The organism is Streptomonospora wellingtoniae, from assembly GCF_031845375.1.
Classification (GTDB): domain Bacteria; phylum Actinomycetota; class Actinomycetes; order Streptosporangiales; family Streptosporangiaceae; genus Streptomonospora; species Streptomonospora wellingtoniae.
In genome coordinates this window covers 85625-109827 of the sequence record NZ_JAVREK010000022.1, presented here as the reverse complement: position 1 = coordinate 109827, position 24203 = coordinate 85625, and the positions used below count along the sequence as shown (strand labels likewise).

At 73.1% G+C, this 24203-nt stretch carries 21 protein-coding genes; 7 read left to right on the top strand and 14 right to left on the bottom strand.

Going from position 1 to position 24203, the window contains the following annotated elements; genetic code table 11:
• Positions 1-1848: 1848 nt before the first annotated feature.
• The 5 genes from RM446_RS19110 to RM446_RS19090 form a co-directional block, all read right to left on the bottom strand.
• The gene (locus RM446_RS19110; RefSeq protein WP_311546725.1) at positions 1849-2757 is read right to left on the bottom strand and encodes a MinD/ParA family ATP-binding protein; all 909 of its coding nucleotides are present in this window, start codon (positions 2755-2757) and stop codon (positions 1849-1851) included.
• A gap of 43 nt (positions 2758-2800) precedes the next feature.
• A complete protein-coding gene (eccD, locus tag RM446_RS19105; protein WP_311546724.1) occupies positions 2801-4108 on the bottom strand; it encodes a type VII secretion integral membrane protein EccD in 1308 nt (435 codons plus the stop codon).
• Between the two features lie 104 nt (positions 4109-4212).
• A complete protein-coding gene (locus RM446_RS19100; RefSeq protein WP_311546723.1) occupies positions 4213-5310 on the bottom strand; it encodes a TNT domain-containing protein in 1098 nt (365 codons plus the stop codon).
• Between the two features lie 342 nt (positions 5311-5652).
• Complete coding sequence (locus tag RM446_RS19095) at positions 5653-5949, bottom strand: pore-forming ESAT-6 family protein (RefSeq protein WP_398695492.1); 297 nt, start codon at positions 5947-5949, stop codon at positions 5653-5655.
• A 33-nt stretch (positions 5950-5982) separates the two neighbouring features.
• Positions 5983-6318: a hypothetical protein gene (locus tag RM446_RS19090; protein WP_311546721.1), complete on the bottom strand. Its 336-nt coding sequence runs from the start codon at positions 6316-6318 to the stop codon at positions 5983-5985.
• Positions 6319-6505: 187 nt separating this feature from the next.
• Between RM446_RS19090 and RM446_RS19085 the strand changes: the two genes are divergently transcribed.
• Positions 6506-7012: a hypothetical protein gene (locus RM446_RS19085; RefSeq protein ID WP_311546720.1), complete on the top strand. Its 507-nt coding sequence runs from the start codon at positions 6506-6508 to the stop codon at positions 7010-7012.
• Positions 7013-7034: 22 nt separating this feature from the next.
• The gene (locus tag RM446_RS19080) at positions 7035-7376 is read left to right on the top strand and encodes a DUF6507 family protein (RefSeq protein WP_311546719.1); all 342 of its coding nucleotides are present in this window, start codon (positions 7035-7037) and stop codon (positions 7374-7376) included.
• Positions 7377-7431: 55 nt separating this feature from the next.
• Here RM446_RS19080 and RM446_RS19075 read toward each other — a convergent pair whose 3' ends face one another.
• Positions 7432-9693 (bottom strand): terpene synthase family protein, encoded by a 2262-nt coding sequence (locus tag RM446_RS19075; protein WP_311546718.1) that lies wholly within the window; start codon positions 9691-9693, stop codon positions 7432-7434.
• A 482-nt stretch (positions 9694-10175) separates the two neighbouring features.
• On the opposite strand from RM446_RS19075, the gene RM446_RS19070 reads away from it, so the two are divergent.
• From RM446_RS19070 to RM446_RS19060, 3 genes are all read left to right on the top strand, one after another.
• A complete protein-coding gene (locus tag RM446_RS19070) occupies positions 10176-12212 on the top strand; it encodes an ADP-ribosyltransferase (protein ID WP_311546717.1) in 2037 nt (678 codons plus the stop codon).
• Positions 12213-12239: 27 nt separating this feature from the next.
• A complete protein-coding gene (locus tag RM446_RS19065) occupies positions 12240-12632 on the top strand; it encodes a hypothetical protein (RefSeq protein ID WP_311546716.1) in 393 nt (130 codons plus the stop codon).
• Positions 12633-12805: 173 nt separating this feature from the next.
• Positions 12806-13000: a hypothetical protein gene (locus tag RM446_RS19060; protein ID WP_311546715.1), complete on the top strand. Its 195-nt coding sequence runs from the start codon at positions 12806-12808 to the stop codon at positions 12998-13000.
• Between the two features lie 35 nt (positions 13001-13035).
• Here RM446_RS19060 and RM446_RS19055 read toward each other — a convergent pair whose 3' ends face one another.
• The 4 genes from RM446_RS19055 to eccCa all read right to left on the bottom strand — a co-directional run bounded on the left by RM446_RS19055 (position 13036) and on the right by eccCa (position 19650).
• Complete coding sequence (locus RM446_RS19055; protein ID WP_311546714.1) at positions 13036-14115, bottom strand: ADP-ribosylglycohydrolase family protein; 1080 nt, start codon at positions 14113-14115, stop codon at positions 13036-13038.
• 74 nt (positions 14116-14189) lie between these two features.
• On the bottom strand, positions 14190-15215 hold the full coding sequence (locus RM446_RS19050) for a DUF6177 family protein (protein ID WP_311546713.1): 1026 nt from the start codon (positions 15213-15215) through the stop codon (positions 14190-14192).
• A 2-nt stretch (positions 15216-15217) separates the two neighbouring features.
• Complete coding sequence (locus tag RM446_RS19045; protein WP_311546712.1) at positions 15218-15634, bottom strand: hypothetical protein; 417 nt, start codon at positions 15632-15634, stop codon at positions 15218-15220.
• Positions 15631-19650: a type VII secretion protein EccCa gene (eccCa, locus tag RM446_RS19040; RefSeq protein ID WP_311546711.1), complete on the bottom strand. Its 4020-nt coding sequence runs from the start codon at positions 19648-19650 to the stop codon at positions 15631-15633. The genes RM446_RS19045 and eccCa overlap by 4 nt, the downstream gene beginning before the upstream one ends.
• 167 nt (positions 19651-19817) lie before the next feature.
• Here eccCa and RM446_RS19035 point away from each other — a divergent pair, with 167 nt between their 5' ends.
• A complete protein-coding gene (locus tag RM446_RS19035) occupies positions 19818-20729 on the top strand; it encodes a hypothetical protein (protein ID WP_311546710.1) in 912 nt (303 codons plus the stop codon).
• 360 nt (positions 20730-21089) lie between these two features.
• Positions 21090-22115: a serine hydrolase domain-containing protein gene (locus RM446_RS19030; RefSeq protein WP_311546709.1), complete on the top strand. Its 1026-nt coding sequence runs from the start codon at positions 21090-21092 to the stop codon at positions 22113-22115.
• A gap of 47 nt (positions 22116-22162) precedes the next feature.
• On the opposite strand, the gene RM446_RS19025 is transcribed toward RM446_RS19030, so the two are convergent.
• From RM446_RS19025 to RM446_RS19010, 4 genes are all read right to left on the bottom strand, one after another.
• The gene (locus tag RM446_RS19025; protein ID WP_311546708.1) at positions 22163-22426 is read right to left on the bottom strand and encodes a hypothetical protein; all 264 of its coding nucleotides are present in this window, start codon (positions 22424-22426) and stop codon (positions 22163-22165) included.
• Positions 22423-22890, bottom strand: coding sequence for a DUF2269 family protein (locus tag RM446_RS19020; protein WP_311546707.1), 468 nt, complete (start codon positions 22888-22890; stop codon positions 22423-22425). Before RM446_RS19020 ends, RM446_RS19025 begins: the two co-directional genes overlap by 4 nt.
• Positions 22891-22895: 5 nt before the next feature.
• A complete protein-coding gene (locus tag RM446_RS19015) occupies positions 22896-23222 on the bottom strand; it encodes a hypothetical protein (protein ID WP_311546706.1) in 327 nt (108 codons plus the stop codon).
• Positions 23223-23380: 158 nt separating this feature from the next.
• Positions 23381-24118 (bottom strand): DJ-1/PfpI family protein, encoded by a 738-nt coding sequence (locus tag RM446_RS19010; protein WP_311546705.1) that lies wholly within the window; start codon positions 24116-24118, stop codon positions 23381-23383.
• Positions 24119-24203: the final 85 nt, after the last annotated feature.

Here is a 24203-nt window from a genome sequence, read left to right as displayed (position 1 = left end):
CGCCGCGTACGTTCCGTGCGGCCCGCTCGGATGCTGGTGACCGGACTGCGCGGCCCGGTCGGCCGACGGCGGATCGCCGGGGCGCCGGGAGCCGGTCGTCGGGGGTTCGGCCGGTGCCTGGGCAGCCCCGGTGGAGGCTTCCGGGCCGGGGCCGGGGCCGGGGGCGGTGGCGGACGTGCCGCGGCGGTGCAGCGGGTGGGTCTGGTCCTCCGGCTTCGCCGTTCCGGTGCCTCCGGCCTGCGCCGCGTTGGACGGAGGGCCGGTCGGGGCGTTCTCGCGGCCTCCCGGCGCCTGGGCGCCCGGCCGGTACGGCGATCCGGTCCCGCCGGTGGCCGGAGGAGGAGAACCGCGTTCCGGCGCAGGTGCGGGCGCGGCACGGTCGGCGCCGCCGTGAGGCGCGTCGCCGCCTTGACCGCGGCCGGTCGCCGAGTGCGCCGACTCCGGCCCGTCGGCCGCACGCGTGCTCTGCCCGTCATTGGGTGCGCCCTGGCCGATGCCCGCGGCGTCGCTGCCCCGCCGTTGGCCGGGGGAGGGTCGCCCACCGGTCGCCGGGTGCGCCGACCGGGGCTGCTGCGGCCCGCTCGGTCCCTCGCGGCCCGTCCCGTAGGGCGCGCCCCCGGGGCTCTGGCCGCTCGCCGGTGAGCCGCCCTCCTGCCGAGGTGCTGCGGACGGACGCAGGGAAGGCGGATGCGTCTGCCCGGCGGGACCTTCGGGGTCCTCGCCCGCCGGGCCTCCCGGGCCTTCAGCGCCTTCCGCGCCGGAGCGCCGCAACTGGACCGTCTGGTCCTCGGGCCGGGGCCCTCCGGCGGCGGGGGCGCCGCCCGGCGGGTTCTGCAGCGGCGCGGGATACCCGGCTCCGGGACCCTGCGCACCGGTCGCCGGGTGCGGCCCGGTTCCGGGGCGGGCGCTGCCGGGGCCATGCGGCCCTGTCGCCGAAGGTACGGAGCCGGGGGCTCGGGCGCTTCTGCTTCTGGGGTCCTGGGCGCCCGTCGCCGGCCGCGCAGGATTCGTGGCCGCGGTGGTCTGTGCTGGACCGCCCGGGTTCTGCGGTCCGGTGGCCGGGCGTCCGGTGGCCGGGCCGTGCGCGGTGTGGGGGTCCTGGAAGCCCGACCCCGGGTTCACGGGGCCCGCCCCCCGGGCACCGCTCAGGTGCTGCGGCCCCGTCGCGGGGCGTGCGGGACCGGAGTCCGCAGGGGCCGTTCGGCGCTGCAGCGGGTGGGTCTGGTCCTCCGGCGCGGCCGCCGCGGACCCACCGGCACTGCCGGGGCCATCCGAGCCCTCGGCCGCCCGCGGTCCGCCCGGTTGCGCGCCGCCCGCGGGTGCGCCCGAGGTGCCGCCGTCCGGGCCGGTGCCCGCCGGCCCGGCTCCCGCCGTGCCGTCGCCGGTCGCCGCCGAGCCCGCGCCGCTCCTACCCGGCGCCCCGGTGGGCCGCGGCCCACCGCTGCCCGGCAGCCGGTACGGGCTGGCGTCCCCCGCGTCCTGGCGCGCCGTGTGCCGGCCGCGGACCGGGCCGGAGACGTCCTCCGTGTGCGTAGGCGGCCGCGCCCCCGGACGCAGGCCGCCGCCGTAGGGGTCCTGCGGCTCGTAGTAGCGGGCGTACGGCGGTGGAGGCGCGTCGAAGTCCGCGTACGGGGAGGCGCCGCCGTCCGGCGCATCGGGCGCGCTCGGAGCCGGGGACCGCTCCTGCGGTTCCCCGTTCTCGCCGTCCTCCGGGTTCTCTCGGTTCGGCGATCGGTCGGGCATGGTCGGGCACTCCCGGGTGTCGGTTCGAGGCGGCGCCGTCAACGCCCCCCGTCGGACATCGTCACACGGATCGGGCCGGCCGGGCTCCCGCCCGCGGCGCCGGCCTCAAAGCGACCGCCGCAGGCACTCCGCGGCGATCCGGGTCGCCGTCGCGTGCGTCGCAGCGGAGATGCGCGAAGGGTCGATGCGGGTGCCCTCCGCGAGGTGGCGGTCGAAGCCGAGCCGGAACACCTCCGCCCCGCTCTCGCGCAGGATCGCTGCCGAGCCCCCGAAGTCGAACGCGCGGTCATCCCCGCGCGTCTGCTCGGTGAACACGACGACGATGCGGCGCGGCAGCGACTCGGCACCGTTGGCGGCCATCCAGTCGAAGGCGCGCCCGATGCTCGCCGCGCCCTCCCGGGTGGAGGGCACGACCAGCACGTGCGCGTGCGCGCTCGCCTGCGCGGCGCGGTTGAGGCCGTCCGACACGTCGGCGGCGCGGTCGATCACGGTCAGGCCGAAGAACCGCGTCAGCGGCAGCACGGCGTTCTGGTAGCGGTTGGCGTCCAGCGTGCCCTGCGCGATCTCCTCCTGCAGCTTGGGCAGCAGCCACAGCCCTTCGCCCACCTGCTCCATGCACTGCGCGACCTCGTCGAAGGAGTCCGACTCGATCGTGCCCCCCGCCAGCCCCGGCCTCGCCGGATCGGCCGCACCCAGCCGCGGACCCAGCCCGCTGTTTCCCGGGCCCAGATCCAGGGCCAGGACGCGGTCGTAGCGGTAGTGCGCGAAGGCCAGAGCGAGAAGCGCGGTCACCGTGCTCTCGGCCGCCCAGCCGTGCGGCCGGCTCACCACGACGCGGCGGCCCGTGATCACCGAGCGCTGCAGGTCCCGGCCCAGCCGGACGGGCGCCAGGATGTCCTCGGGCGGCCGGAACGGACGTGCCGCGCCTCGGCCGACGCGGCGCAGCAGCGAGTCACCGTGCCTGGCGACGCGGGGCGCTGCCCTGCCGGCGGACGGTTCCGCGCTGTCGTGCATCGTCTGGCCTCCGGGAGAGTGTGCCGACGCTGGGTCGCAAGGGTCAGAACGTGTCGATGAGGCGCTGGAAGGTGCCGAAGGAGCCGATCGCCACCGGGATCAGCAGGACGACCGCGACCGCCTCGAACCGGTTGGCGATCCGCCTCAGCCGCGCCCGCGTGTGCTCGGCTTGATCGAAGGCCAGCACGACGGCCGGGATGAGCATCACCGCCGTCAGGACCCCGATCGCCGGCCACAGCGCCCACACCGACCGGTCGACCCAGGCGTCGGCCAGGGCGACCACGATCGTCAGCGCCGCCGCCATCAGCGGCGCCTTCTGCAGGATGAGCGGGTACAGGCGCGACCGGCTGCCCACGACGATCGCGAGCAGGCCGGCCAGTGCCGCCGTCCATCCGTCGAGGTCGGCGGCGAGCCCGATCCCGGCCACCCCGGCCGAGACCGCCGCCGCGACAGTGGCGATGGTCATCGTGCGGTGCGCACTCGCCAGCGCGGTCATGACGTCGGTGCGCGCCACGGCCGAACCCGAGCCGCGCTGGTCGTCCAGGGCCGTCAGCCCCGACATCCCCATGGCAAAGCGCAGGATGAGGCTGAGGACCACCACGCACACGATCGCGACCGCTGCGCCCACCTGGGACAACTGCAGCCCGGCGGCCGACCCGACGGCCCACACCGCGGTCAGCGTGAGCGTGACGGCGCCGCCGATGGTGCCGCCGCGCCCCAGCGGTGTCGTCAGGCCCAGGCCGATCACCGCGGCTCCGGTGATGCCCGCCAAGCCGCACCACTGCACCCACCCCGGCCAGCCGAAGTTCTCCGCGGCCAGCCACACCGCCTCGCCTGCCAGCGCCCCGCCCGCGATCGCCAGCGCGGTGCCCGCCGGTTCGCGCCAGGTCGCGGCCAGCGTCCAGCCCAGCGCCATCAGCACCGCCGCACCTCCGCCGAGCGCCAGGGCGCCTGTCGCGCCGCCGGTGCCCGTCCACAGCAGGGAGCCCACGGCGAGGACGAGCACGGCGACGGCGCCCGTCGCGCTCCACCGCCGCGCCGCGGCGTTCCACCGGCCGAGGTTTCCGTCGAGTACGTCTCCGACGGCGTCGGGGACCTCGTGGACGACCGGCGCGGGTACGGGCTCGTCGACGCGCACGAGCCGCAGCACGTCGCCGTCAAAGACGCGGCGCTCGGAGAGCGTGGAGTCGCCGTCGAGGTGCACGCCGGAGGCCGTGGCCAGGTGCAGGGGCAGGGCGGGGTTGCGCCCCTGGTCGCCCAGCAGCTTGAGCACCTCGGGCATCAGTGCGCCGATCGGCTCCTGAGCTGGGAGTACGGCGTCGACACGGCGGTTCTCACCGACGAGTGTCACGCGGCTCCAAGACGTCATCGAGCCCTTTCCCATCACTACTTCGCTGCGGTGCCCCGCGTCCGGCGCGGGAGCTTGGGGGTGCGGCGCCGCGGTCGCGGCAGCGGTCAGGCGGGCACCTCGCTCGCCTCGACTCGTTCGAGGTAGCCGTTGCCCAGCAGCCAGCGGATACTCAATAGCGCCGGAGGCTGGACGAAACCGCCGGCCTCGATGGTGAACCTGACGCCTCCGCCCGGGTTGGCGCCCTCGCTGGGGGACAGCGAAGCGTCGACCTTGAAGGGGTGCGTCACACGGTATCGGTGGTACCCGCCGGAGGCGGAGTCCGCATCCGCTTCGGCACCCGCACCGGCGTCCGCGCTCTCCGAGGGCGCGGACGGAGTCTGCGCGGGTGCGCCGGAGGGCGAGGTGTCGGGCGCGGGACTGGTGTCGGACGCTGCCGAGGGGCGGGCGATGTCGGGCAGGCCGCGCTCGCGGAAGGGCTGGCCGTCGGGGAAGAGCAGCGAGCCGCCCTCTTGGCCGAAGGTGTCCACGAGCATGCCCGGTTTCAGCAGGGTATTGACGCTGTCGCCGCTGCCCTGGCGGATCTTCGCACGGGCGTCGTCTGCGAGCTTCGCGGTCCGCTTCGCGGCCTTGTCCTCCTCGGAGGTGCCGAGGGGCCGGGGATCGGCGTCGACGAGGACGAGCTCGCCGTAGAGCCAGCGGGCGGCCTCGTCCTCGGTGGGGAAGTCCGCCCCGGTGCGGCCCTGCTCGTATTCGACGATGCCCGCAGAGTAGCCACGTTCGCTCTCGGTGAGAAGGAAGTAGCTGGTCGCGGTGCCCGCCGCGGGCCGCGCCTCGTCAGGCAGCACGTAGAGCTCGGGCGGCACCCCCGCGCTGTCGAGTTGGGCGGCGAGCATGTCCATGGTGACCTCGGCGCCCACCCAGTCGGCCGGCACGGGCGCCGACGGTGCGGGCGGAGGCGGGGACTGGACCCTCTCCTGCGCCTGGGCGGCCTCCTCCTGGCTGCTGAGCTGGTTCTGCAGGAACGACCACCCCACGCTGCCCGCGCACGCGACGGCGGAGACCACCAGCCCCGCGATGATCTTGGCGATGTTCTCGTCGAGCCTGCGGCGCGTGCGCTGCGGACCGAACAGGACCGCCTCCCGGAGCCGCTTGCGGCGCACGGCGACGGACTCCAGCAACTGGCTGTCGTAGTCGCGGGCCATCAAGCCTCCTTTGCGGAGCGGGCTGCGGATACGGTCCGTGGTCGCGGGAGGGGCCCGCGTGGCGGTCGCACGGCGTACGAAGAGGGCACCCGCAAGGTTACGGGCAGGGGGTGCATACCGAGCCGCGCGCCCCTGGGGCGGGTGCGCGCGGCAGAGGCGGTGCGGTGGCCGCGCCGAACGGTGCTCGGCGGCGGCCGGTCGACGCGGTTCCGGACGGGGTGCACACGGCGTCGGCGCGCCGGGCGCCCCGGAAGGCCGAAGGGGCAGGGGCCGGATGAGGCTGCGCTGGCGCGCCGCGGCGGTCGCCGATGGGCAGGCGGGTGCCTGCGGGGCCGGACCCGGTCAGATGCTCTGAACGGCCGTGCTCGCGCGAGACAGCGAGGTCTGGGCGGTCTCGTCGTTGTTCTCCAGTGTCGTGCGCACCAGCCGGATGATCTCACGGACCTCCTGGGCGGCGTCGTGCCACTTCTGCTCCTTGGCGTTGTACTCCTCGTCGACGCCGTCGGCGATGAAGTCCGCCATCGCGGAGGTCACGTCGCCCTGGTGCTCGCCGATCAGGCTCTCCAGGCGGGTCATCACCGCGTGGATGTTGGTCTGCGCCTCGCCCGAGGCGCCCAGGTCGTAACTGTTGCGTCCCATGGACATGTGGGGTCCTCCTCAGCCGCTGCCGGGTCAGGCCGTGCGGAACTTGGCGGCGTCGAAGTTCGCCGCGCCCATGTTCTGGTTGGCGTCGTCGGCCATGGTCTGGTTGCCGGACATGAAGGCCTGCTGCATGCCGCCCTGGCCCGTGTTGATGTTGGTCAGGCCGGCGTTGAGCTCGGCCGTGATCGTGTCGGCGCGGCTCTTGAACGAGTCGAACGCGGCCTTGCCGGCGCCGTTGAACCGGTTGGCCAGGGGCTCGGCGGCGTCGATCAGCTGGGTGATCAGGCTGCTGAGCTCGTCGCCCGTGCCCGACGTGTTGCGGGTCAGGGTGGTCAGGGTCTGATCGCCGAAGTCCCAACGTGACATCTGTTCACCTGCTCCTCGGTTACCTGCTGTCTTCCGCGGTTGGACGCCTCCGCCGGGTCGCCGGTTCCGGCGATCCGGAGTAGACGGTAAAGAGGGAGGAACCGCCGGATAATTATATGGGTCATAATGGCGATCGGCAGTCGGCTGCCGTGGGTCGGTGAAGCACCTTCTCGGGGGGAGCGACAGCATGAAGTTCGGACACGTCGATCCAGCCGAACCGCCCGCTGAGGACGGTACCGAGGCCTTCGCCCATCCGGGCGGGGAACCGTCCGCGGAGCCCGTCGCCGACGACGCGCCCGAGGCGGCGGAGCACGACGAGAACACCGGCCCCGACGACGAGGCCGAGGCCGGCCGCGATGCCGACCAGGACCCGCAGGCGCGCCTGAAGGCCTCGACCAGGAGGCTGGCGTCCCAGGTCAAGCTGGGGGCGGAGCAGATCGACGACAGCCTCACCAAGCTCGCACGCCAGGTCGCGGACCTGCGGATGGCCGAAATCGGCCAACACCCGGTGCAGCACCCCTCCGTCTTCCGTGCCGACCGCTTCTCCGCAGGTCGGACCGGAAGCCGCGAGGGTGCCGAGGGCTCTGCGCCGTCCGCGCGGCCGGAGTCGGCCGAGACCGGCCGGAGCGCGAGCGGCCGAACGGTGGAACCGAACGCGTACGGCGAACGCCCAAGCATCCGAGACCGGCGCTGAGAGGACGGGAGGGAACAGGCTGATGAGCGGCTGGGATATCCAGGCCCCCGAGGTCAGCGGCGTCATGCAGACCGTCGGCGGACATGTCAACGGCGGGGACGGCGAAGGCGGCCTGGTCGCCAAGATCGAGACGTTCGGCGGCCACGTGGGCGACGCCGGGACGGCTGCCGCCAGCGGCCCCATCGGCACCGCGCTCGAGGAGTTCGTCGGCGAGTACGGTCCTTCGCTGGAGGAGATGGTGCTCAAGAGCGGCAGTTGCATCAAGGGCTGCGTCGACGCCACCTCCGCCTATCTCGACGGCAACCTGACGATGGCGTCCGACGCCCAGAGCAACGCCGGGAGCATCGAGGAACTCGGCCTGTAGCCGGCGGGCGGCCGCCCGCCTGGGCAGCGGGGCCCGGCCCCGCCCGCGCACCGGGTCAGCTCCGAACACCCCCCGCGGCGGTCGACGGTGACCGCCCCAGACGGGCCGCCGACGTCCCCAGCCCGGTCGGCCCCCACGAGAACCCCGTCCTCGGATCCGGGGCGTGCTTGCGCCGCAGGTAGTCGCCCTTGTAGCGGAGGCACGCGCGGTGCCACTCCAAGATCCCCGACATCCAGTACTTGAGCCCCTCGGCGTGGCCGGTGATGATCGCGCGGGCGCGGTCGTCGAGCCTCCAGGCGTCGAGGAGGTCAGGGAGGCCGGTGGCAAGGATGTGCTCGAACTGCTCCATGCGGGCGCGCGCGAGGTCGACGACGATGTCGCGCGCGGTCTCGCGGCCGGTGTCGAGGAAGTTCTCCGTGACCAGGACCATGTTGTGGACCTCGCCCTCGAACTCGATCTCCTTCTGGTAGGAGTACAGGTCATTCAGGAAGCACGCGTAGTCCTGCGCGGCGGTTTCGAGCTCGCGCAGCGTACGAGTCCCGTAGATCCCCTCGGGGATCTCCTCGTCGTGCGCGAGGCGCGAGAGTCCGATGGTCATGTCCGAGCCGAAGGTGCGCCGGCGCATCTCGATGTAGTCGACGGGATCGGGAACGCGGTTCAGCGCCTGATTGTGCAGCTCCCACAGCCAGCTTTCGACCATGGTCTGCACCGCGGCTCGGAAGCTGCGGCGCGCCTCGGGTTTCATCGGACCCGCGGTGCGCAGCCACAGGTCGGCCAGGCCCCGTTCGAGCGGATTGGCCGGCTCGGGGGCTTGATCCTCCTCGGTCTCCAGCGGCATGAACAGCGGCAGCCGCTCGGTCTGGACCTTGGCGGCTTCGAGGTTCCGGGTGGCGCCGAACCACTTGGGATAGGCGTCGTCGCCGTAGGTGCCCCAGGCCAGCCAGTCGCTGGAGAGGTAGAGCTGCTCCCGTGCGGCGTCGGCGTGGATCATCGACGCGCAGTAGGCGAGGTCGAGGTCGATGAAGTCCTGCTCGCTCCAGACCGCGCCGGTGTCGGTGCCGGGTACGCGCTCCAGCATCCCCATGTCGCGGGCCCAGCCCACCGCGTAGGCGCGGGCGTCGTCCAGGTGCGGGCTGCGGACGAGGGGGAAGGGCATGTACATCGGTTCGCATTGCAGCTCGCCGACCTGCGGGAGCAGCGGCTGGGCGTGCTGACGCGACCTGCGGCGCAGGCCCGGCTCGACGGAGGACAGGGCCGGGCGCGCGGCCGAGGTGCCCAGGCCGGTCGGTCCGGCGAGACCGCCCGAGCGCGCGGTTGCGCCGTTGTTCATGTACCGGCTGGAGCGGGCGTGCCATTCGTGGCCGCCCGCCTGCCAGTCCTGCAGTCCCTTGGCGAACGCGGCGACGGCCGCCTGCTGGTCCGGCGGCAGGCCGTGCTCGGCCATCAGCGCGGGGGTCTCGACCAGGGCGGTGTCCTCGAACTGCAGCATCCGCGAGGTGAGCAGGTCGTTGACCAGCTCGGCGGCCTCCTGTGTGGAGCAGTCGAAGAACCGCTCCAGGACGAGTACGGCGTTGGAGTTCTCGCCCTCCTCGCGGACCTCGCGCTGGTAGGAGAACAGGTCGTTGCGCAGGTGCACGGCGTCGGCGAAGGTGTCGACGAGAACGGAGATCGGCCGCGAGCCCGCGAGCTGCGGCGGGACCTCGGCGCCCGCGGCGACCTCGACCAGGTTGGCCGACCACGGCGCTCCGCCGACCCGGCGGCGCATCTGGATGTACTCGATCGGGTTGGCGACCCGGTTGCGGTTGATGTTGTCGAGCTCCCACATGGATTCGACCATCAGGTTGTGCGTGCTGAGGATGAAGCGCCGGCGCCAGTCGTCGGACATGTGCGGCACCGTGCGCTGCCAGAGGTCGCGCAGCCCCGCCTCCGCGGCGTTGGCGGGCTCGGGCGGGTCCTCGCCGTCGGCGGTCATGAAGCGTTCGAGGCCGTCGACGTAGTCCTGGCCGCCGGCGAGGTCGCCGGTGTACTTGAACATCTCCAGGAAGTGGTCGTCGAAGAAGAACACCCAGACGTACCAGTCGGTGACCAGGTCGAGGGTGGATCCGTCGCAGTCGGGATGGGTGTAGGCGCACAGCAGTGCGTAGTCCATGACGGCGAGGTCGTGCTCGTCCCACACCAGTCCGCCTCGGGGCGCCGGGGTGTCGAGCATGCCCATCCGCCGCGCCCATTCCATCGTGTGCCGGCGGGACCGCTCGACGTGCCGATTGATCCGGGCCGGGTGCGACAGGTAGAAGTCGGGCAGTGTGAACGCGTCCATCCGCGTACCTACTCTCGTCGACCTGCTGGTGCTATTTCACCCTCCGGATCTTATTGGTGGCGTTCGGTGGCATGCGGGGGTGCTGGTTCGCGGATGCGAAAGGTGAGGCAGACGTGGCGGCGGAGGAAGCCTGATATGCGTAGTGCAGGTGATTCGCGGCATTCCCCGGGCGGTGCATGTCCGAAGGGGAGCGGCTGCCTTGCGCGAACGGAACGGAGAGCAGCGGTGTCTGCGGTAGCGCGGTGGACGACCCGATGCGGGCCCGAGCCGACGGATCGTCGGCCGCGCGCCGGTTCCGGCAGGGCGGGCGTGGAGAGAAGGAATCGGCAGACCGCGACCTACAGAGTTTCCTGGCCGGAAACGAACGGCCAGTACCGGGAGCCCCGGAGTGGGTGGTCTCCTGGTGACGACCCCCTGTCCTGCGGTCGTGCGCGCGTGAGTGACGAGGTTCGGCGAGTTCCGGCGGTGCAGCTTTGAGTGGCGTGATCAATCCAGACGAGGTGCCCGTCCCCCAGGTCGACTGCGACGCGGTCGAGACCGCGGGGGAGAACCTCAAGAGCGACGGCACCGACGTCTCCCAGGCCGGGCAGGACATCAAGTCCTCCTGGAAGGGACTCGAAGGGATCTACGCCGCCCCGGAGGCGGAGACGCTGTTCGCGGCGATCGACCCCGTCGCCACGAAAGGCGACGACTTCGACGGGGTCGTCACCAAGGTCGGCACCGCGCTGATCACGTTCGCGGGGGAAGTGCGGCCGATCAAGGCGCGGCTCAAGGCGCTGAAGGCCGACGCCGAGTCGTTCGTGTCCGACGTCGAGGGCGACGACGACTGGCGCGAGGACGAGGACAAGGTCAACGAGCACAACGACCTGAACAACGACATCCTCCAAGCCGTGTTCGAGTACCAGAGCGCCGAGCGCGACTGCGCCAACGCGATCACGTCGCTGTTCGGCGGCACCACGTTCGTGGCCCAGGAGCCTGGCGGCGAGACCGACCTGGGCCCCAACGAGGAGGCGCACGGCACGACCGAGGCGCTGAAGGGCATCGAGACGCCGTGGGCGACGCCGCAGGAGTACGACGCGCCCTGGTATGAGGATGCCTGGAACGGTGTGAAGGACTTCGGTGTCGGTTTCGCCGAGGACCTGGGCAGTCTGGTCGGGTTGTACGGCGAGGACGGCTGGGGCGTCGGTTCGTGGAGCGAGTGGGGCAGCAATCTCAAGAACAACTGGGGCGACACCCTGGCCGGCCTGGGCAGTCTGGTCGGCCTGTACGGGGAGAACGGGTGGGGTGTCAGTTCTTGGGGCGAGTGGGGCAGCAACCTCGGCAACGGCTGGACGGAGTTCGCGCACGCGATCGTGCCCTGGCGTGAATGGGGCGATCGGCCGGGATATGTGATCACGCAGACGATCTGCAACGTGGGCAGCATGTTCGTGGGCGGTGCCGGTGTGGTCAAGGCGCTGGCCAAGGGGGCGCGCAAGGTCGGGGGCAACGGCGACGTGGATGTGGACGCCAACCGCCCCGACGCCGACGTCGACCTCCAGGACGCGAGCCGGCTGGGCGACAACCCTGGGCAGACCACCCAGGGCCTGCAGAACCAGCTGGACGACCTCGACATCGACCAGCAGCAGCTCGACGGTATCCAGGACTCGCTGGACGAGGCCGAGGGCTTCGAAACCCAGCCGACCCCCGTCGGTGGCGGCGACCCGATCGACGCCGGCGACAACACCCCGAGCGGCGGAGGCAACGGGAACAGCGACGGCGTCCCCGACGGCGACAGCACGCCGGACGGCGACGGCCATACGGCCCCGGACGGGGACGGGGTTCCGGATGGCGACGGTGATCCGACGCCGGAGGACGGCGCCACGTCCGACCCCGCGGAGTCCGCTTCCCCGGACAACCTGACGAGCCTCTCCCCCGAGCAGCGGATCGACCGTGCCGAAGCGCTCGTGTCGGATGGCGCCCGAACGTTCAGCAACAATGCGGAGGCGAGTCGGTACGGACGGGGCTACTGGAACGACTACGTGGAGAACCTGCCCTATGAGCAGCGTGCGGCGATCACCGACTACACTCGGGACAAGCCGCATTACCCCACCTACCGCGAGATCAACGGGCAGCTGCGGCAGGGCGGTCCCTTCGACCCAGCGGTCGAGCACGACATCGAGAACATCGACAAGGCGCTGGCAGGCCGCCCGATCCCGGAAGACGTCGTGATCTCGCGCGGAACGGGACTCGGCCACCTCAGCGTTGAACCGCAGAACATGCGCAACGATCCCGACGGCTTCACCGACCCGGGATACTTGTCCACGTCGTTGGGCCGTCCGGGCGGCGTGTTCGGCTGGAAGGAAGCGGTCCTGCATCTGCGGGTCCCCGCGGGAACCCCGGCCCTGTGGGTGGAGAAGGCTGCCGCCGGCGGAGCGGAGCGGGAGCTGCTCCTGGGCCGCGGCGTGACTTACCGCGTCCATGACGCGATCCGCTCCGGCGGGCAGTGGCAGATCTACGGTGAGGTCGTGCCCCCCGGCTAGTGGCAAGAGATCGAAAGGCTTGGGCACATGGGTGTTGACGATCGGGACTTCCGCAGAGCGACCGAAGACGTGCACTTTGTTCAGGTCGGCGAGTCGTTGGGTTTTTCGGGGAGCTCGTCGGGTGTGGTGCGCTACGTGAAGGTGGCCAGGCAGCAGGGCGAGGGCCCTGTACTCGGCTATCTCTGGTACAGCGATGCGGAGAACGCCGCCGGGTATGTGGCGAGGGAAGCGGAGGGAGACGACGCCTTCAACGCAGGGGCCTACTGGTACGACCGGTTGGCGGCGGCCCGGCAGCGCGGGCTGACGCCGTCCCAGGCGGTAGCGGAACTCGTGGAGGCGAATGTCGGCGGCAAGAGCACGGGATGGATCGTCCCCGATTCCGAGGCCGAGGCGCAGGGTGTCGCCCAGCTCAAGGCTTAGGCAGGAGCCTCCCCGGCCGCAAAGCCCTCTCAGCCGCCGGGGCACGCCGAGGAGGCGCGGCGCATAGGAGAGGGCGGGGGCTCCGGCTTGTCCAGGGAGCGACGGCGCGGTCGGCTTCGTCCTCGAATGTCGGCCGCATCCCACCGGAGAGCACTGGGAACGGGGGCCTCGGAGTGGGCTACGCGACGAAGGTATCGGGGCCGGTGCGCTACCTCTCCGTGGAACTGGGCGGTGTGGTGATCGGCTACCTCTACACGGGGGTCCGCACGAACGGCGCGTCCTTCCTGCGCCGGTTTAGCGCCCAGGGCGTCAAGGAGGGATTCAAGGCCGCCAAGGTGTGGTCCGCCCGAACCCCGCCGATCTTGTAGCTATCGTGATGGAAAACGATTTCCAGTGACGATAGCTACAAGATCAACGGTGCTGGAGCAAGGGTTCGGCCCAGGTCCTCCAGGTCGTCGGCCGACAGGCCGGGCCAGCCGTGGACCGAAGCGCGCCAGCGGGCGGGGACCGCCGAGGCGCCCCAGCGGGCGCCGAGGAGGGCCCCGGCGATCGCGGCGACGGTGTCGGTGTCGTCGCCCGCCCGGACGGCGTTCTCCAGGGCGGCGACGAGGTGGTCCGCGCCTTCACCCTGCGCGGCGGTGATCGCCGACCAGGCGGCCTGGAGCGCCGTCACCACGAACCCGTTCGGGTTGAACGCGTGCGGCGGCGCCTGCTCCGCCTCGGCCAGCCGCGCCGCCCAGTGGTCGCGACGGTCGGCGGGAAGCAGGTCCAGGCCGGCGTGCACCCCCTCGAAGCCGCCGCCGAGCACAGCGCGGCGGACGCCCTCGCACCACAGCACGCACGCCTCCTCGGCGAGCGGGTCGGCGTGGGTCAGGCGGCTGATCAGGCGCGCCGCGTCGGCGGTGCGCTGCGGGTCGTCCGGGAAGCACAGCCCGACCGGCCCGGTGCGCATCAGCGAGCCGTTGCCGGCGCTGGGGACGCCCGCCTCGTAGCGGTCGCGCGCCGCCGCGAGCATCGCCTCGGCCACGCCGGGCGCACCGCGCTTCGACACGGCCGCGCCCAGCACCGCGCGGGTCTGGTTGCCGATGTCGCTGGCACCCTCGGACATCCAGGTCAGGAAGTTGTCGGCGACGGCGTCGAGCGCCGCGCCGCCGACAGCGCCGCCGCCTTCGGCCCCGCCCGGAGCGTTCGCCGCCCGGGCACCCGCTCCTTCCGCTCCGCTCGCTCCGTCCGCGCCCGCGTGCGGCGCCCCGGCGAACGCGCGGGCGATGCAGGCCGCCATCTGCGTGTCGTCGCTGTACTCGCCGGGCCGGTAGGGCCCCAGCCCGCCGCCGACCATCTCGGGGCGCGTTTCGGGCCCGAGCCGCGCAGCGAACTCGTAGGGCACGCCCAGCGCGTCCCCGCAGGCAGCGCCGAGCAGCACGCCCGCCGCTCGGTCGCGCCGCTCCGTCTCGGTCGGTTCCGGGCTGCGGGTGTCGCTCACGGGAGGTCCTTCCTGGTCGCGGAGGTTCGGGCCGGCGCGGCGCAGCCGGGCGCGCCGGGGTGGTCGGCGCGTGCTCAGCCCGGCCGCCCGGCGCCTTCCGGCTGGAGATGGCTCATCAGCACGCGGAACTCGTTCCAGGTCTCGGGATCGGTGCCGTCGCCGAGCGGATACCACATCGCTGGAGCGCGTGAGGGGCCCACACGCTCCCCCGCGGCGGGGGCGCCTTCGGCATGGGTGATCCCGATCTCGGCCACAGTCTCCGCCCCGATCGCCATGCCCACCGGTACGGGAACGCCCGACCACACCGGCGGGTAGGTCAGGTCCGCCCGGCCGGCGAACCGCTGGACGGTCATGCTCGTCAGCGCTTTGCGCTCGCTGAGCTCCCGGACCACCCCGCGCAGCCGCTCCAGCGGGGGCTCCACCCCCTCCGGGTGGCCCACGGCGAAGGTGACGACCTCCTTGACCCCTTCGACGACGCGCGTCGACCGGTGGGTGCCGATGAACGGGCGCTCTGCGGCCCCCGGACCGGTGAATACCGTCCACGTCGACTGCGGCGACCGGCGCCGGCACAGCGCCGTCAGCCGCGCGGTGTCCCACGGCGACAGCGCCGGCTCGCTGGTGCCCCAGCCGGCCGGGTCCGCACCGCCGAACGCCTGAGCCAGCAGTTCGACCCCCGTGCCCAGGACCAGGCCCTCGCGGGCCTTGTGCCGCAGCCGCAGGTCGATCCAGAGCTGGCTACCGGGCTCCGCGACGGGGCGCATGAACGTCGGCGTGGGGCCGTGCTGCACCCGGTGGCTCTTGCCCACCACGAACCCGGCCCGCCGGTCCCAGGCCAGCGGCACGCCGGAGAACCCGTCGAAGTAGCCGCTGCCGTCGGACTCCTCGACGACCCACCGCGCCTTCGGGTTCTGCAGGACGGTGCGCAGCGGCAGGGTGAGGCGCGTATCGGGGGAGGTGAGCACCTGCAGCGACCTGTCCGCTGCGCCGCAGGCCGCCAGCGCGTCGGTCAGCCACGACGACAGCGGAACGACGGCGCGGTCCTGCACCACGACGGCGGCCTGCTCGGTGTCGGTGTCGACGGCGGGGTGGTCGGCGACCATGGTCAACCCCTCCCCCCGTCGGCCTCGCCGGCTGCGGGCGCCGACGGCGCCGGGGTCGCTGCCGCACGCTGCGGCCAGACCGTGCCGCCCAGCCGTCCGCACAGGGAGTCGGCGAACCGGTGCGCAAGGTCCGCCGCGTCGTCGCCCGCCCCCGGCGCGCGCGCCTCCACCCACCAGCACGGGTCGGGCATGTCCGCGGCCGCCCGGGCTCCGAGCAGCCGAACGACCTCGTCGGGCACTTCGACTTTCTGGGCCGCCTCAATCGCCAGCAGCGAGCGTCCGGAATCGTCGGTGAGCCGGACGACGGCGCCCTCACCCGCGCTCGCGACCTTCAGCTCGGGCCCCGCGTCGACCATGGAGTCCACCAGGGCCCGCACGTCGGGCGCCCCGCGCACCAGCGCGACAACGTCGTATGTCACCGGCTCTCGTCTCCCGTCCCGGCATCCGCGTCCAGAATCGCCGTCTGCATGAGACGCGGGGACCGGCCCCGGCGGATCCACCGTCCTCGCCCGGGGGGCTGGTAGTTGGCGTAGATCTTGGGGAAGAGTTGTCCTTCGCTGCGGTCGCCCGACATCAGCAGGGAGCTGGCACCGGTCTCGCGCATGGCCTGCACGAGCGGGTCGTACAGCCCGCGCCCGGCGCCCGCCACCCGGCGGCCGAGGACGAAGTGCAGGCCGATGTCGCGCCCGTTGGACACGAACGGCACGAACGGGGTGAGCGGCTTCTGGCCGGCGGTGGTGAGCAGGTCGTAGTCGTCTACGAGGACGACGATGCGCGGCCCGCCGAGCGTCCCGGTGTCCGCCGAGTCGGGGTCGGCGTCGTCGGGCATGCGCCCTTCCAGCTCCTTGGCCACCCCCCCGGCCAGGCCCTGGCACACCCGCGCGTTACTGGCGTAGCCGCCCAGGTACTCCTCGGGGATGACGTTGCGCAGCGTGCGGCGCGGGTCCATGACCGCGAATACGACCTGGTCGGAGGGATAGCGGGCGATGAGCCCTTCGGCCACCAGCCGCAGGAGGTTGGTCTTGCCGCATTCGCCGTCGCCCAGCACCAGCAGGTTCTGGTCGCGGTCGAACAGGTCCAGCAGCACGGGTTCGAGGCCCTGCTCGTCGACGCCGATCGGCACCTGGGTGCGCTCGGTCTCGGGACCCGGCAGCGTGGCCGCGGGCAGCTGGTGCGGCAGGATCCGGACGGGCGGAGCCGTCGTCCCCTTCCACGCGGTGCCGATGGCGCGGCAGGTCTTCTCCACGACCTCGCCGAGGTTGTCGTCTTCGGCCAGCGAGTCCACGCGCGGCAGTGCGACCTGGCCGAAGAGCTTCTGGTCGGTGAGCGCCCGGCCCGGCGTGTCGGCGCCCAGGGTCTCGGCGAGCTTGCGGTCCACCGAGGAGTCGGAAGGGTCGTTGAGGTGCAGCTCCATCTTCTGCCCGAAGTTGGACTGCATCGCGATGCGGACGTCGTTCCAGCGCAGCATGGCCGCAACGACGTGGACGCCGTAGCCGCCGCCGCGCTGCAGCAGGTCCTTGACCGTGTCATCGATCTCCTCGAAGTCGCTGCGGATCGCGCCGTAGCCGTCGATGAGCAGCACGACGTCGGCGCTGGTCAGCTCCGGCACCTCGCCGCGGGCGTGCCTGCGGCGCAGCTGCTGGATGGAGTCGATGCCGCGGTCGCGGAACACCTCCTGGCGCCGCTCCAGCATGCCGCGCACCTCCTCGACGGTGCGGCGCACGCGCTCGGCGTCGGTGCGCGCGGCCACCCCGCCCACGTGCGGCAGGTCGGCGAGAGCCTGCAGGCCGCCGCCGACAAGGTCGAGCGCGTAGCAGGACACCTGGTCGGGGGTGTGCGTCAGCGCCAGCGAGAGCACCATGGTGCGTAGCAGCGTGGTCTTTCCGGTCTGCGGGCCGCCGATGATCGCGAAGTGCCCGCCCGAGGCCGACAGGTCGATGCTCCAGGTGCCCTGCCACTGGCGGGCGGCGTCGTCCAGCAGCCCGACGGGGACCTGCATCGGTCCGGGCGGCTCGGGCAGCCGCATGGCCTCGTCGGCGATGCGCACCGGCCCGGTCACCGCGTCCAGCGTGGTTGCCGACGGCAGCGGAGGCAGCCACACGCTGCGGGTGGGCCGTCCGACCCGGGTCAGCTGGTCGACCATCACGTCCAGCAGGGTCGGGCCCACGGTGCGGTCGGGCAGCGCCGACTCCTCGTCCTCGGAGGCCTCGGCCTGGACGCCCTGCTGGGCGCCTCCGGCGCCGTTGTAGGCCGTGTAGGGATACACCGGCGGCGGGCCCTCCCGCTCGTCGGCCTCCTCGGCGGCCACCTGGCCGCGGTACGCGCCGGACACGTAGCCCGCCTTGAACCGCTGGTAGACGCTGGTGTCGACCTTGAGGTAGCCGAACCCCGGCAGCGCGGGCAGGTGGAAGGCGTCGGGTGTGTCCAGGACCGTGCGGCTCTCCTCCTCGGAGAACGTGCGCAGGCCCAATCGGTAGGACAGGTAGGTGTCCAGGCCGCGCAGCTTGCCGCTCTCGATGCGCTGGCTGGACAGCAGCAGGTGCACGCCGATGCTGCGCCCGATGCGGCCGATCGACAGGAACAGCTGGATGAAGTCGGGGCGCGCGGTCAGCAGCTCGCCGAACTCGTCGATGATGACCAGCAGATGGGGCAGCGGCGGCAGGCTGGGGTCGTGGGCGCGCTTGTAGTGGTAGTCGCCGATGTTGGCGACGTTGCCGGCGTCGCGCAGCACCTGCTGCCGCCGCTGCACCTCGCCGGAGAGGCTGGAGTAGGCGCGCTCGATCAGCGCGGCGTCGTCCTCCAGGTTGGTGATGACCCCGGCGACGTGCGGCATCTCCTCGAACGGGGCGAAGGTCGCGCCGCCCTTGTAGTCGACCAGCACCATGCTGACCCGCTCGGGCGGGTGCGAGGCCGCCAGCGCGATCACCAGGGTCCGCAGCATCTCGCTCTTGCCGGAGCCGGTGGCGCCCACGCACAGCCCGTGCGGCCCCATGCCCAGCTGCGCGGACTCCTTGAGGTCGAGGATGATCGGCTGCCCGAGATCGTCGGCGCCGATGGGCACCCGCAGGAACCCGCGCTCGCTGCGTGGCGCCCAGAGCCGGGCCACGTCCATGTCGCCGGGGTCGTCCACGCCCAGCATCGCGGTGAAGTCGGAGCTGCCGCTCTCCGCAGCGGCCTCCTCGACGGACTCGCGTGAGAGCCGCAGCGGCGCCAGCATGCGCGCCAGGCCGGTGATGTCGCCGACCCCGACGCCGTCGACGGTGCCGACGGCGCTCGCGGGGTCGTCCCTGCGCAGGTCCTCGATGCGGACCCGGTCGCCGTCGACGGTGATGCGCACGCTCACGTCGCCGGGCTCGTGGATCTGCGTGGCGGCAAGGTGCATGACGGTGGCGCCGAGCGCCGCGGGCGGGACCGCCTCGTCGGGGCGCACCAGCTCCTCGGCGACCGAGCCGTGGGTGTCGTGCACGACGATCAGGCGGCGCATCGTCTGGTAGGCCTCGCGCTTTCCCATGCCGCGCCGGAGTTCGGCCGCGAAGTCGGTGCGGGCGCGCAGGTCGTCGGCGAGCAGCGTGCCGAGCTTGGCGGGGGTGGGCGCGATCAGCCGCGCGTAGGCGCCGTGCTCGCGGCGCTCGTGGTCGAGCGCCTGCGGCAGCCACTTCACCCATTCCCAGTCGGCCGCCGCCGACGACGGGTGGGCCACCGCGAGCGAGGCGTCCTCGGGCGCGTGGAACACGGCGAACTGCGCGATCAGGGAGCGCATGACCCGCAGCACGTCGGCGCGCTCGCCGATGACGCTGATGTTGCCGGTCATGTCCAGCGGCAGGGTCAGCGGCATCTCGGGCACGTGCTCGAAGCGCCGGATGGCGGCTTGGGCCTCCGACAGCATGAAGGGGTCGGTCGGGGTCAGCGCCGACCCGCGCTCGCCCAGCCGCAGCGCCTGGCCCGGCATCGCCCCCGTGCCCAGCCGCACCCGCAGGAAGTCGCGGTCCCTGCGGCGGCGCTCCCACAGCCGCGTGGGGTCGCGCACGATGTCATAGAGGGCTGCCGGGGGAGGGTCGAGCAACTGCGCGTAGTCGCGGGCCTCGTCCTCGCGGCCGCTGAGGTCCTCGCGCAGCTCCTCCAGGTACTCCAGGTAGAGCTCGCGCTGGTTGCGGCGCTGGCGCGCGGCCTGGCCCCGCCGGGAGAGCAGCATGCCGAGTGCGGCGCACAGCGCGATCACCAGCACCAGGGCGCCCAGCGCCATGAAGGCGGGGTTGCGCAGGACCATCATGACCGTCAGCGAGCCCATCATGGCGATCATCGGCAGAATGGACATGAGCTGGTTGCCCTGCGCATTGCCATCGGGCAGCGTCGGCGGCGCCTCGACGTCGTAGGGCTCGCGCTGGGGCGAGGGGTGGACGGTTCGTGCCGGCCGATGCACTACGCGGGTGGTCACCAGCGCTCCTTTCCGCCTGGACGGGGACGATCCTATTCGGCGCAGTGGGCTCCTCCCATACGGTAATCCCGAGCGGCCCCGAGGTGCGGGCCGCGGTCCGCCGGAGGCGGACGGGAGGGAGCCGCGGAAGGGCGCCGCGCGTCGGAGCAGGAGGGAGGGGACGGTTCGTGCACGAGCTGGAGATCGCCGGCGACGTCCACGCGCTGCTTGAAGGCCTGCTGCCGGTCTCGCTGCCCGGCGCCGGCTTCGACCGGGAGACCTCGGCGGTGGTGCTCGGGTTCGGTTGGACCGAGCTGAGCGCGTCGACCTGGGGGCTGCTGGAGCGCTGCGCGACGGCCGAGCGGGCGGAGTGGCCGGGAGTGGTCGATTCCTGGCTGCGCGAGACCGCCGACCGTGCCGCGATGGCCGTCGCCGAGATCGAGCTGCTGGGCGATGTGCGCGAGCTGCTGCGCATCCGGCTGGTGCCGGCCATGTCCGAGGAGCGGCGCCGCGAACTGGTGTGGACCCCGGCAGGCGAGCACTTCGACGCCCTGGTGGTGGTGGAGCACCCCGAATACGGCGCACCGCTGACCCGGCACCGGGCCGGGCTGCTGCAGCTGCGGCGGCTGGGCTACGCGCTGCGCCAGACGCGCGAGCGCGAGCTGGCCGACGTCGTCGACTTCACGCGCCCGCTGGCCTCCGGGGGCGAGGTGCGCGTGGTCACCAAGCCGGGAAGCGCCTATGTGACGGTGCTGCTCAGCGAGCTGGACGAGCTGCTCGCCGAGGATGAGGGCGACGCCGCGCTCGTGGCGGTGCCGCGCTACGACACGCTGCTGGCCTACCCGCTCGCCTCGCGGGGGGCGCTGAAGGCCCTGCCCGCGTTCGCCGCGGAGGCCGCCGCGCTGCACGGGAAGGCGGAGGAGCCGTGCTCGCGTTGCGTGTATCTGTGGCGCGGAGGAGAGCTGGCGGCCGTCGACCCGCGGCCGCGGCGGGCGCGTGCGCAGGTGAAGGCGGCCCTGCGGGAGACCGGGAGGCTGCGCCGCCGCAGGGCCGAGGGTTCCCGGGGCGGGGCCGGCGCGGGCGGCGACCGGGAGGGGTAGCGGGCAGAGCGCTTACGGCGCCGGGCCTGTCGGCCGCAATGGGCCGCGGATCGCGCGTGTGGCCTCTCGCGGTCCGTCTTTCCCTGCCGCCCCTGCAGCCCCCGCAATATCGGCCCGCACCCCTATTCGGGTTCGCGGCACCGCAATCGGAGCCCGAACAGCACTGCTGGGCCGGGGTACCGGGTTCCGGGCGCACGTTTCACCTCCGATCGACTTCCGAGCAGGTCAATGGGCACGGGTTTCGGTCACGACGTGCCGCGCCATTCGGGTGGGGACACTGGACCCGCGGCGGGACGATCGGCTCTCCTTTGGGTATCCGCCGGGGTATCCGGCGTGGCAGGGCTCGGAGGGGAGGGGCGCGTGCTGGACGGCGATTGGCTCGCAGAGACCGGGGCGGAGATCCGCGGCGTCCTGAAAGTGATGGTGGACGCCGGGTGGCTTCCGGGCGGAACCGCCGTGGTCGGAACCGACAGCATGTGGGAGTTCGTCTCCGTCGGCGGGATCGGCGAGACCGTCGGCGACCACCCCGCGGCGCCCGACGTCCGCTACGACGTCGCGAGCCTGACCAAGGTCATGGCCACCTGGCCGCTGATGGGGCGCGTGGTGGCCGAAGGGCTCGTCGGGCTCGACGCGCCGCTGGGCGCCTACTTCTCCGGCGGCCCGTACCCGGGAGGGCGGGTCACCGCGCGCCAGATCCTCACCCACACCTCGCGGCTGAACCCGGTCACCTGGCTGGAGCGCTACGTCGGCACCGAGGAGGACCTCGCCGAGGCGATCCTCGCCGAGCCGCTGGACGAGGAGGGCTACCGCTACATCGACCGCGGGTTCATCCTGCTCGGGCTGCTGCTGGAACGGCTGCTGGGCGACCCGTTGGACCGGCTGGCGGGCGAGCTGTGGTCGGTGGCCGGCATGCCCTCGACCACCTACGGCCCGCTGCCGCGCTCACCGGCGGTGGCGCCCACCGAGCGCCGTATCCCCGGCACGGCTCCGACCTGGGGCGTCGTGCACGATGAGGCCGCCGCGCTGATGGGCGGCGTCGGCGGCCACGCCGGAGTCTTCACCACCGCCATCGACCTGGGCGTGTTCGCCCGCGACCTGCTGCGGGTGCACGACCGCTCGCGGGGGCGCCGGGACGCGTTCTCCGAGTACCTCCGCCAGAGCTGGCGTCCGCAGGTGCCGGCGGACGAGCACTTCTCCCGCGGCCTGGCATGGCTGGTCACCGATGACGGACTGGTCTACCACCACGGGTACACGGGGGTCAGCCTGTTCCTGCACCCCGCCACCGGCCGCTACGTCGGCCTGCTCACCAACGCCGTCCACCACGGCCGCCGGAGGACCGGCCTGTTCGATCTGAGGGCGGCGGTGCGGGCCTCCTTCGCCGACTGAGGCGGCCCGCGGTCGCGGCCGTCCCGGCCGTCCCCGCGGCCGCGGCGTCAACAGGTCCGTTCGCGGGCGATCCGCCGCCAGGCGAGCAGGCCGCCGATTCCGGGGACGAGCGCCAGGAACCCGGCCGCGGCGTCGGCGCGCTTGTCACGCCAGGCTGCGGCGACCACGAACAGGTAGGCGCAGCCGTGGGCGGGGCCCAGTACCGCGGACACCGCTTCGAGGTGGACGGTCGCCAGGTTGGCCAGCATCGCGACCAGCGAGACGAGTTCGGCGTGCGCCGCGATGCGCAGACGGCCCGGACGCACGGTCATGCGCTCGTGGTCGAGCCGGGGCGGACGATCATCAGCACGGTGACGATCACCCACAGCAGATTGAACACGCCGGTGAGCATGGCCAGGCGGGCCGGTGCCCGCGGAGCGGCGGCGGACTCCCGGACCTGTGCTTCGGCGAGCGCGGCACCCTGGTCGGGCAGGATCCGAAGGGCCAGGACGGCGGCGGCCGCCGCCGTCAGCACGATCGAGGCGACCAGCCACGGGCTCGTGAGCACGCCGAGGCTGCTCGCCGTGGCGAAGCCGAAGACGGGGACCGCGATCCCGACCGCCGCGTAGACGCGGCAGATGCGGTGCAGGATCCGCAGGCCCGCGACCGCGGCGCCGTCGCCCGGCGCGCTGTAGGCGCGGCGCAGGGCGGCGGGGAACATGCTCGCGGCGACGGCGACCGGTCCGACCGCCAGTACGGCGGCGACGACGTGCAGGGACAGGAAGAGCTTCGTCATGGTGGTCAGCGCTCCGCGGCGGCGTGGCCGTCGCGGCCGGTGCGGCGCTGCCCGGTGACCTTGGAGGCCGGGAGGCGGCCGGCGGCGGTGCCGGTCAGCGTGCCGCCGTCGACCTCCGCCGCGAAGGCGAGGTTGAGCCGCACGGGCTTGGTGACGGCCTGCGTCCAGGTGAGGCGGTCGCCGTCCAGGACGACGTCGGTCAGCGGGACCTCCTCTCCCGCCCCGTGGGCGGCGCCGGTCAGGACGCCGTGCGCGCGCCGGAGTTCCAGGACGCCGCGGATCGTGCCGACAGGCGTGGAGACGGACAGGTCCCAGGTTCCTTCGACGGGCATGCTGCTGCTCTTTCTGACAAGGGGCGGGCGCGGCGCGGTGCGAAGCGGCGCGCTCCCGCGCGTAGCGGCGGGCGGATGCGGTATGCGGCATGCGGGGTGAGAGGGCGCACGGCGAGGGGACGGGCGCGAGGGCGCGGAGCGTGCAGGCGCGCTCGGCGTCAGAGGGCGGCGGGGGACGGGCCCCGGTCCCGCCACACGGTGCCGCGGCGCTCGTGCTCGAAGAGGTCCTCGACGGCGTGCGCGATCTGCGGGCCGACCTCGCGCTCCAGCATGTACAGGGCCAGGTCGAGGCCGGAGGTGACGCCGCCGCCGGTCACCAGGTCGCCGTCGTCCACGACGCGGGCCGGCACCGCGTGGGCGCCTGTGGCGTCGAGCATGTCCAGGCCCAGGTGGTGGGTGGTGGCGTGGCGTCCTTCCAGCAGCCCGGCCATCGCCGGGATGAGCGAGCCGCCGCACACACCGCAGACGGTCACCCGCGGATTCCGCATTGCCTCGGCGAGCATGTCGGGTAGCTCCGTGGCCAGCGTGCGGGCCAGCAGCGCCGGGACGGGCTCGTCCCGAGGCGCGTCCCGGCGCCCCTCCTGACGCCGCTCCGCCGCGTCCGAGCGGAGGGCGGAGGCGGGGAGGGGGTCGGCGTCGGGGACCTCGCCCGGCTCTCCGACGCGCCCGGCGGCACCCGGCACCAGAACCAGTCCGGGGCGGGCGGGGTCGAGCGCCGCCGCGGCGCGCAGCGCCAGGGCCCCGGAACCGCCGACCACCTCGCGCGGCCCTTCGGCGCTGACCAGCTCGACGCTCACTCGGCCGCCCGAGGCGGTGCCGCCTGCTTGGAACACCTCGAACGGGGCGATGACGTCGAGTGGGTCGAAGCCGTCGAAGAGGACGATCTGGGTGTGCATGAACCGGGTCCCTCGCATGCTGCGGGTGCGGCCTGAGCCGATGTCGCGACTGACGCTAGCGGTCGGCGCAGCCGCCACACAGTGG

Bases quoted from the DNA above. Each gene is read 5' to 3' on its own strand.
- RM446_RS19110 (WP_311546725.1), bottom strand. From the start codon at position 2,757: ATGCACGACAGCGCGGAACCGTCCGCCGGCAGGGCAGCGCCCCGCGTC.
- RM446_RS19100 (WP_311546723.1), bottom strand. From the start codon at position 5,310: ATGGCCCGCGACTACGACAGCCAGTTGCTGGAGTCCGTCGCCGTGCGC.
- RM446_RS19095 (WP_398695492.1), bottom strand. From the start codon at position 5,949: ATGGGACGCAACAGTTACGACCTGGGCGCCTCGGGCGAGGCGCAGACC.
- RM446_RS19090 (WP_311546721.1), bottom strand. From the start codon at position 6,318: ATGTCACGTTGGGACTTCGGCGATCAGACCCTGACCACCCTGACCCGC.
- RM446_RS19085 (WP_311546720.1), top strand. From the start codon at position 6,506: ATGAAGTTCGGACACGTCGATCCAGCCGAACCGCCCGCTGAGGACGGT.
- RM446_RS19080 (WP_311546719.1), top strand. From the start codon at position 7,035: ATGAGCGGCTGGGATATCCAGGCCCCCGAGGTCAGCGGCGTCATGCAG.
- RM446_RS19075 (WP_311546718.1), bottom strand. From the start codon at position 9,693: ATGGACGCGTTCACACTGCCCGACTTCTACCTGTCGCACCCGGCCCGG.
- RM446_RS19065 (WP_311546716.1), top strand. From the start codon at position 12,240: ATGGGTGTTGACGATCGGGACTTCCGCAGAGCGACCGAAGACGTGCAC.
- RM446_RS19050 (WP_311546713.1), bottom strand. From the start codon at position 15,215: ATGGTCGCCGACCACCCCGCCGTCGACACCGACACCGAGCAGGCCGCC.
- RM446_RS19025 (WP_311546708.1), bottom strand. From the start codon at position 22,426: ATGACCGTGCGTCCGGGCCGTCTGCGCATCGCGGCGCACGCCGAACTC.
- RM446_RS19020 (WP_311546707.1), bottom strand. From the start codon at position 22,890: ATGACGAAGCTCTTCCTGTCCCTGCACGTCGTCGCCGCCGTACTGGCG.
- RM446_RS19015 (WP_311546706.1), bottom strand. From the start codon at position 23,222: ATGCCCGTCGAAGGAACCTGGGACCTGTCCGTCTCCACGCCTGTCGGC.
- RM446_RS19010 (WP_311546705.1), bottom strand. From the start codon at position 24,118: ATGCACACCCAGATCGTCCTCTTCGACGGCTTCGACCCACTCGACGTC.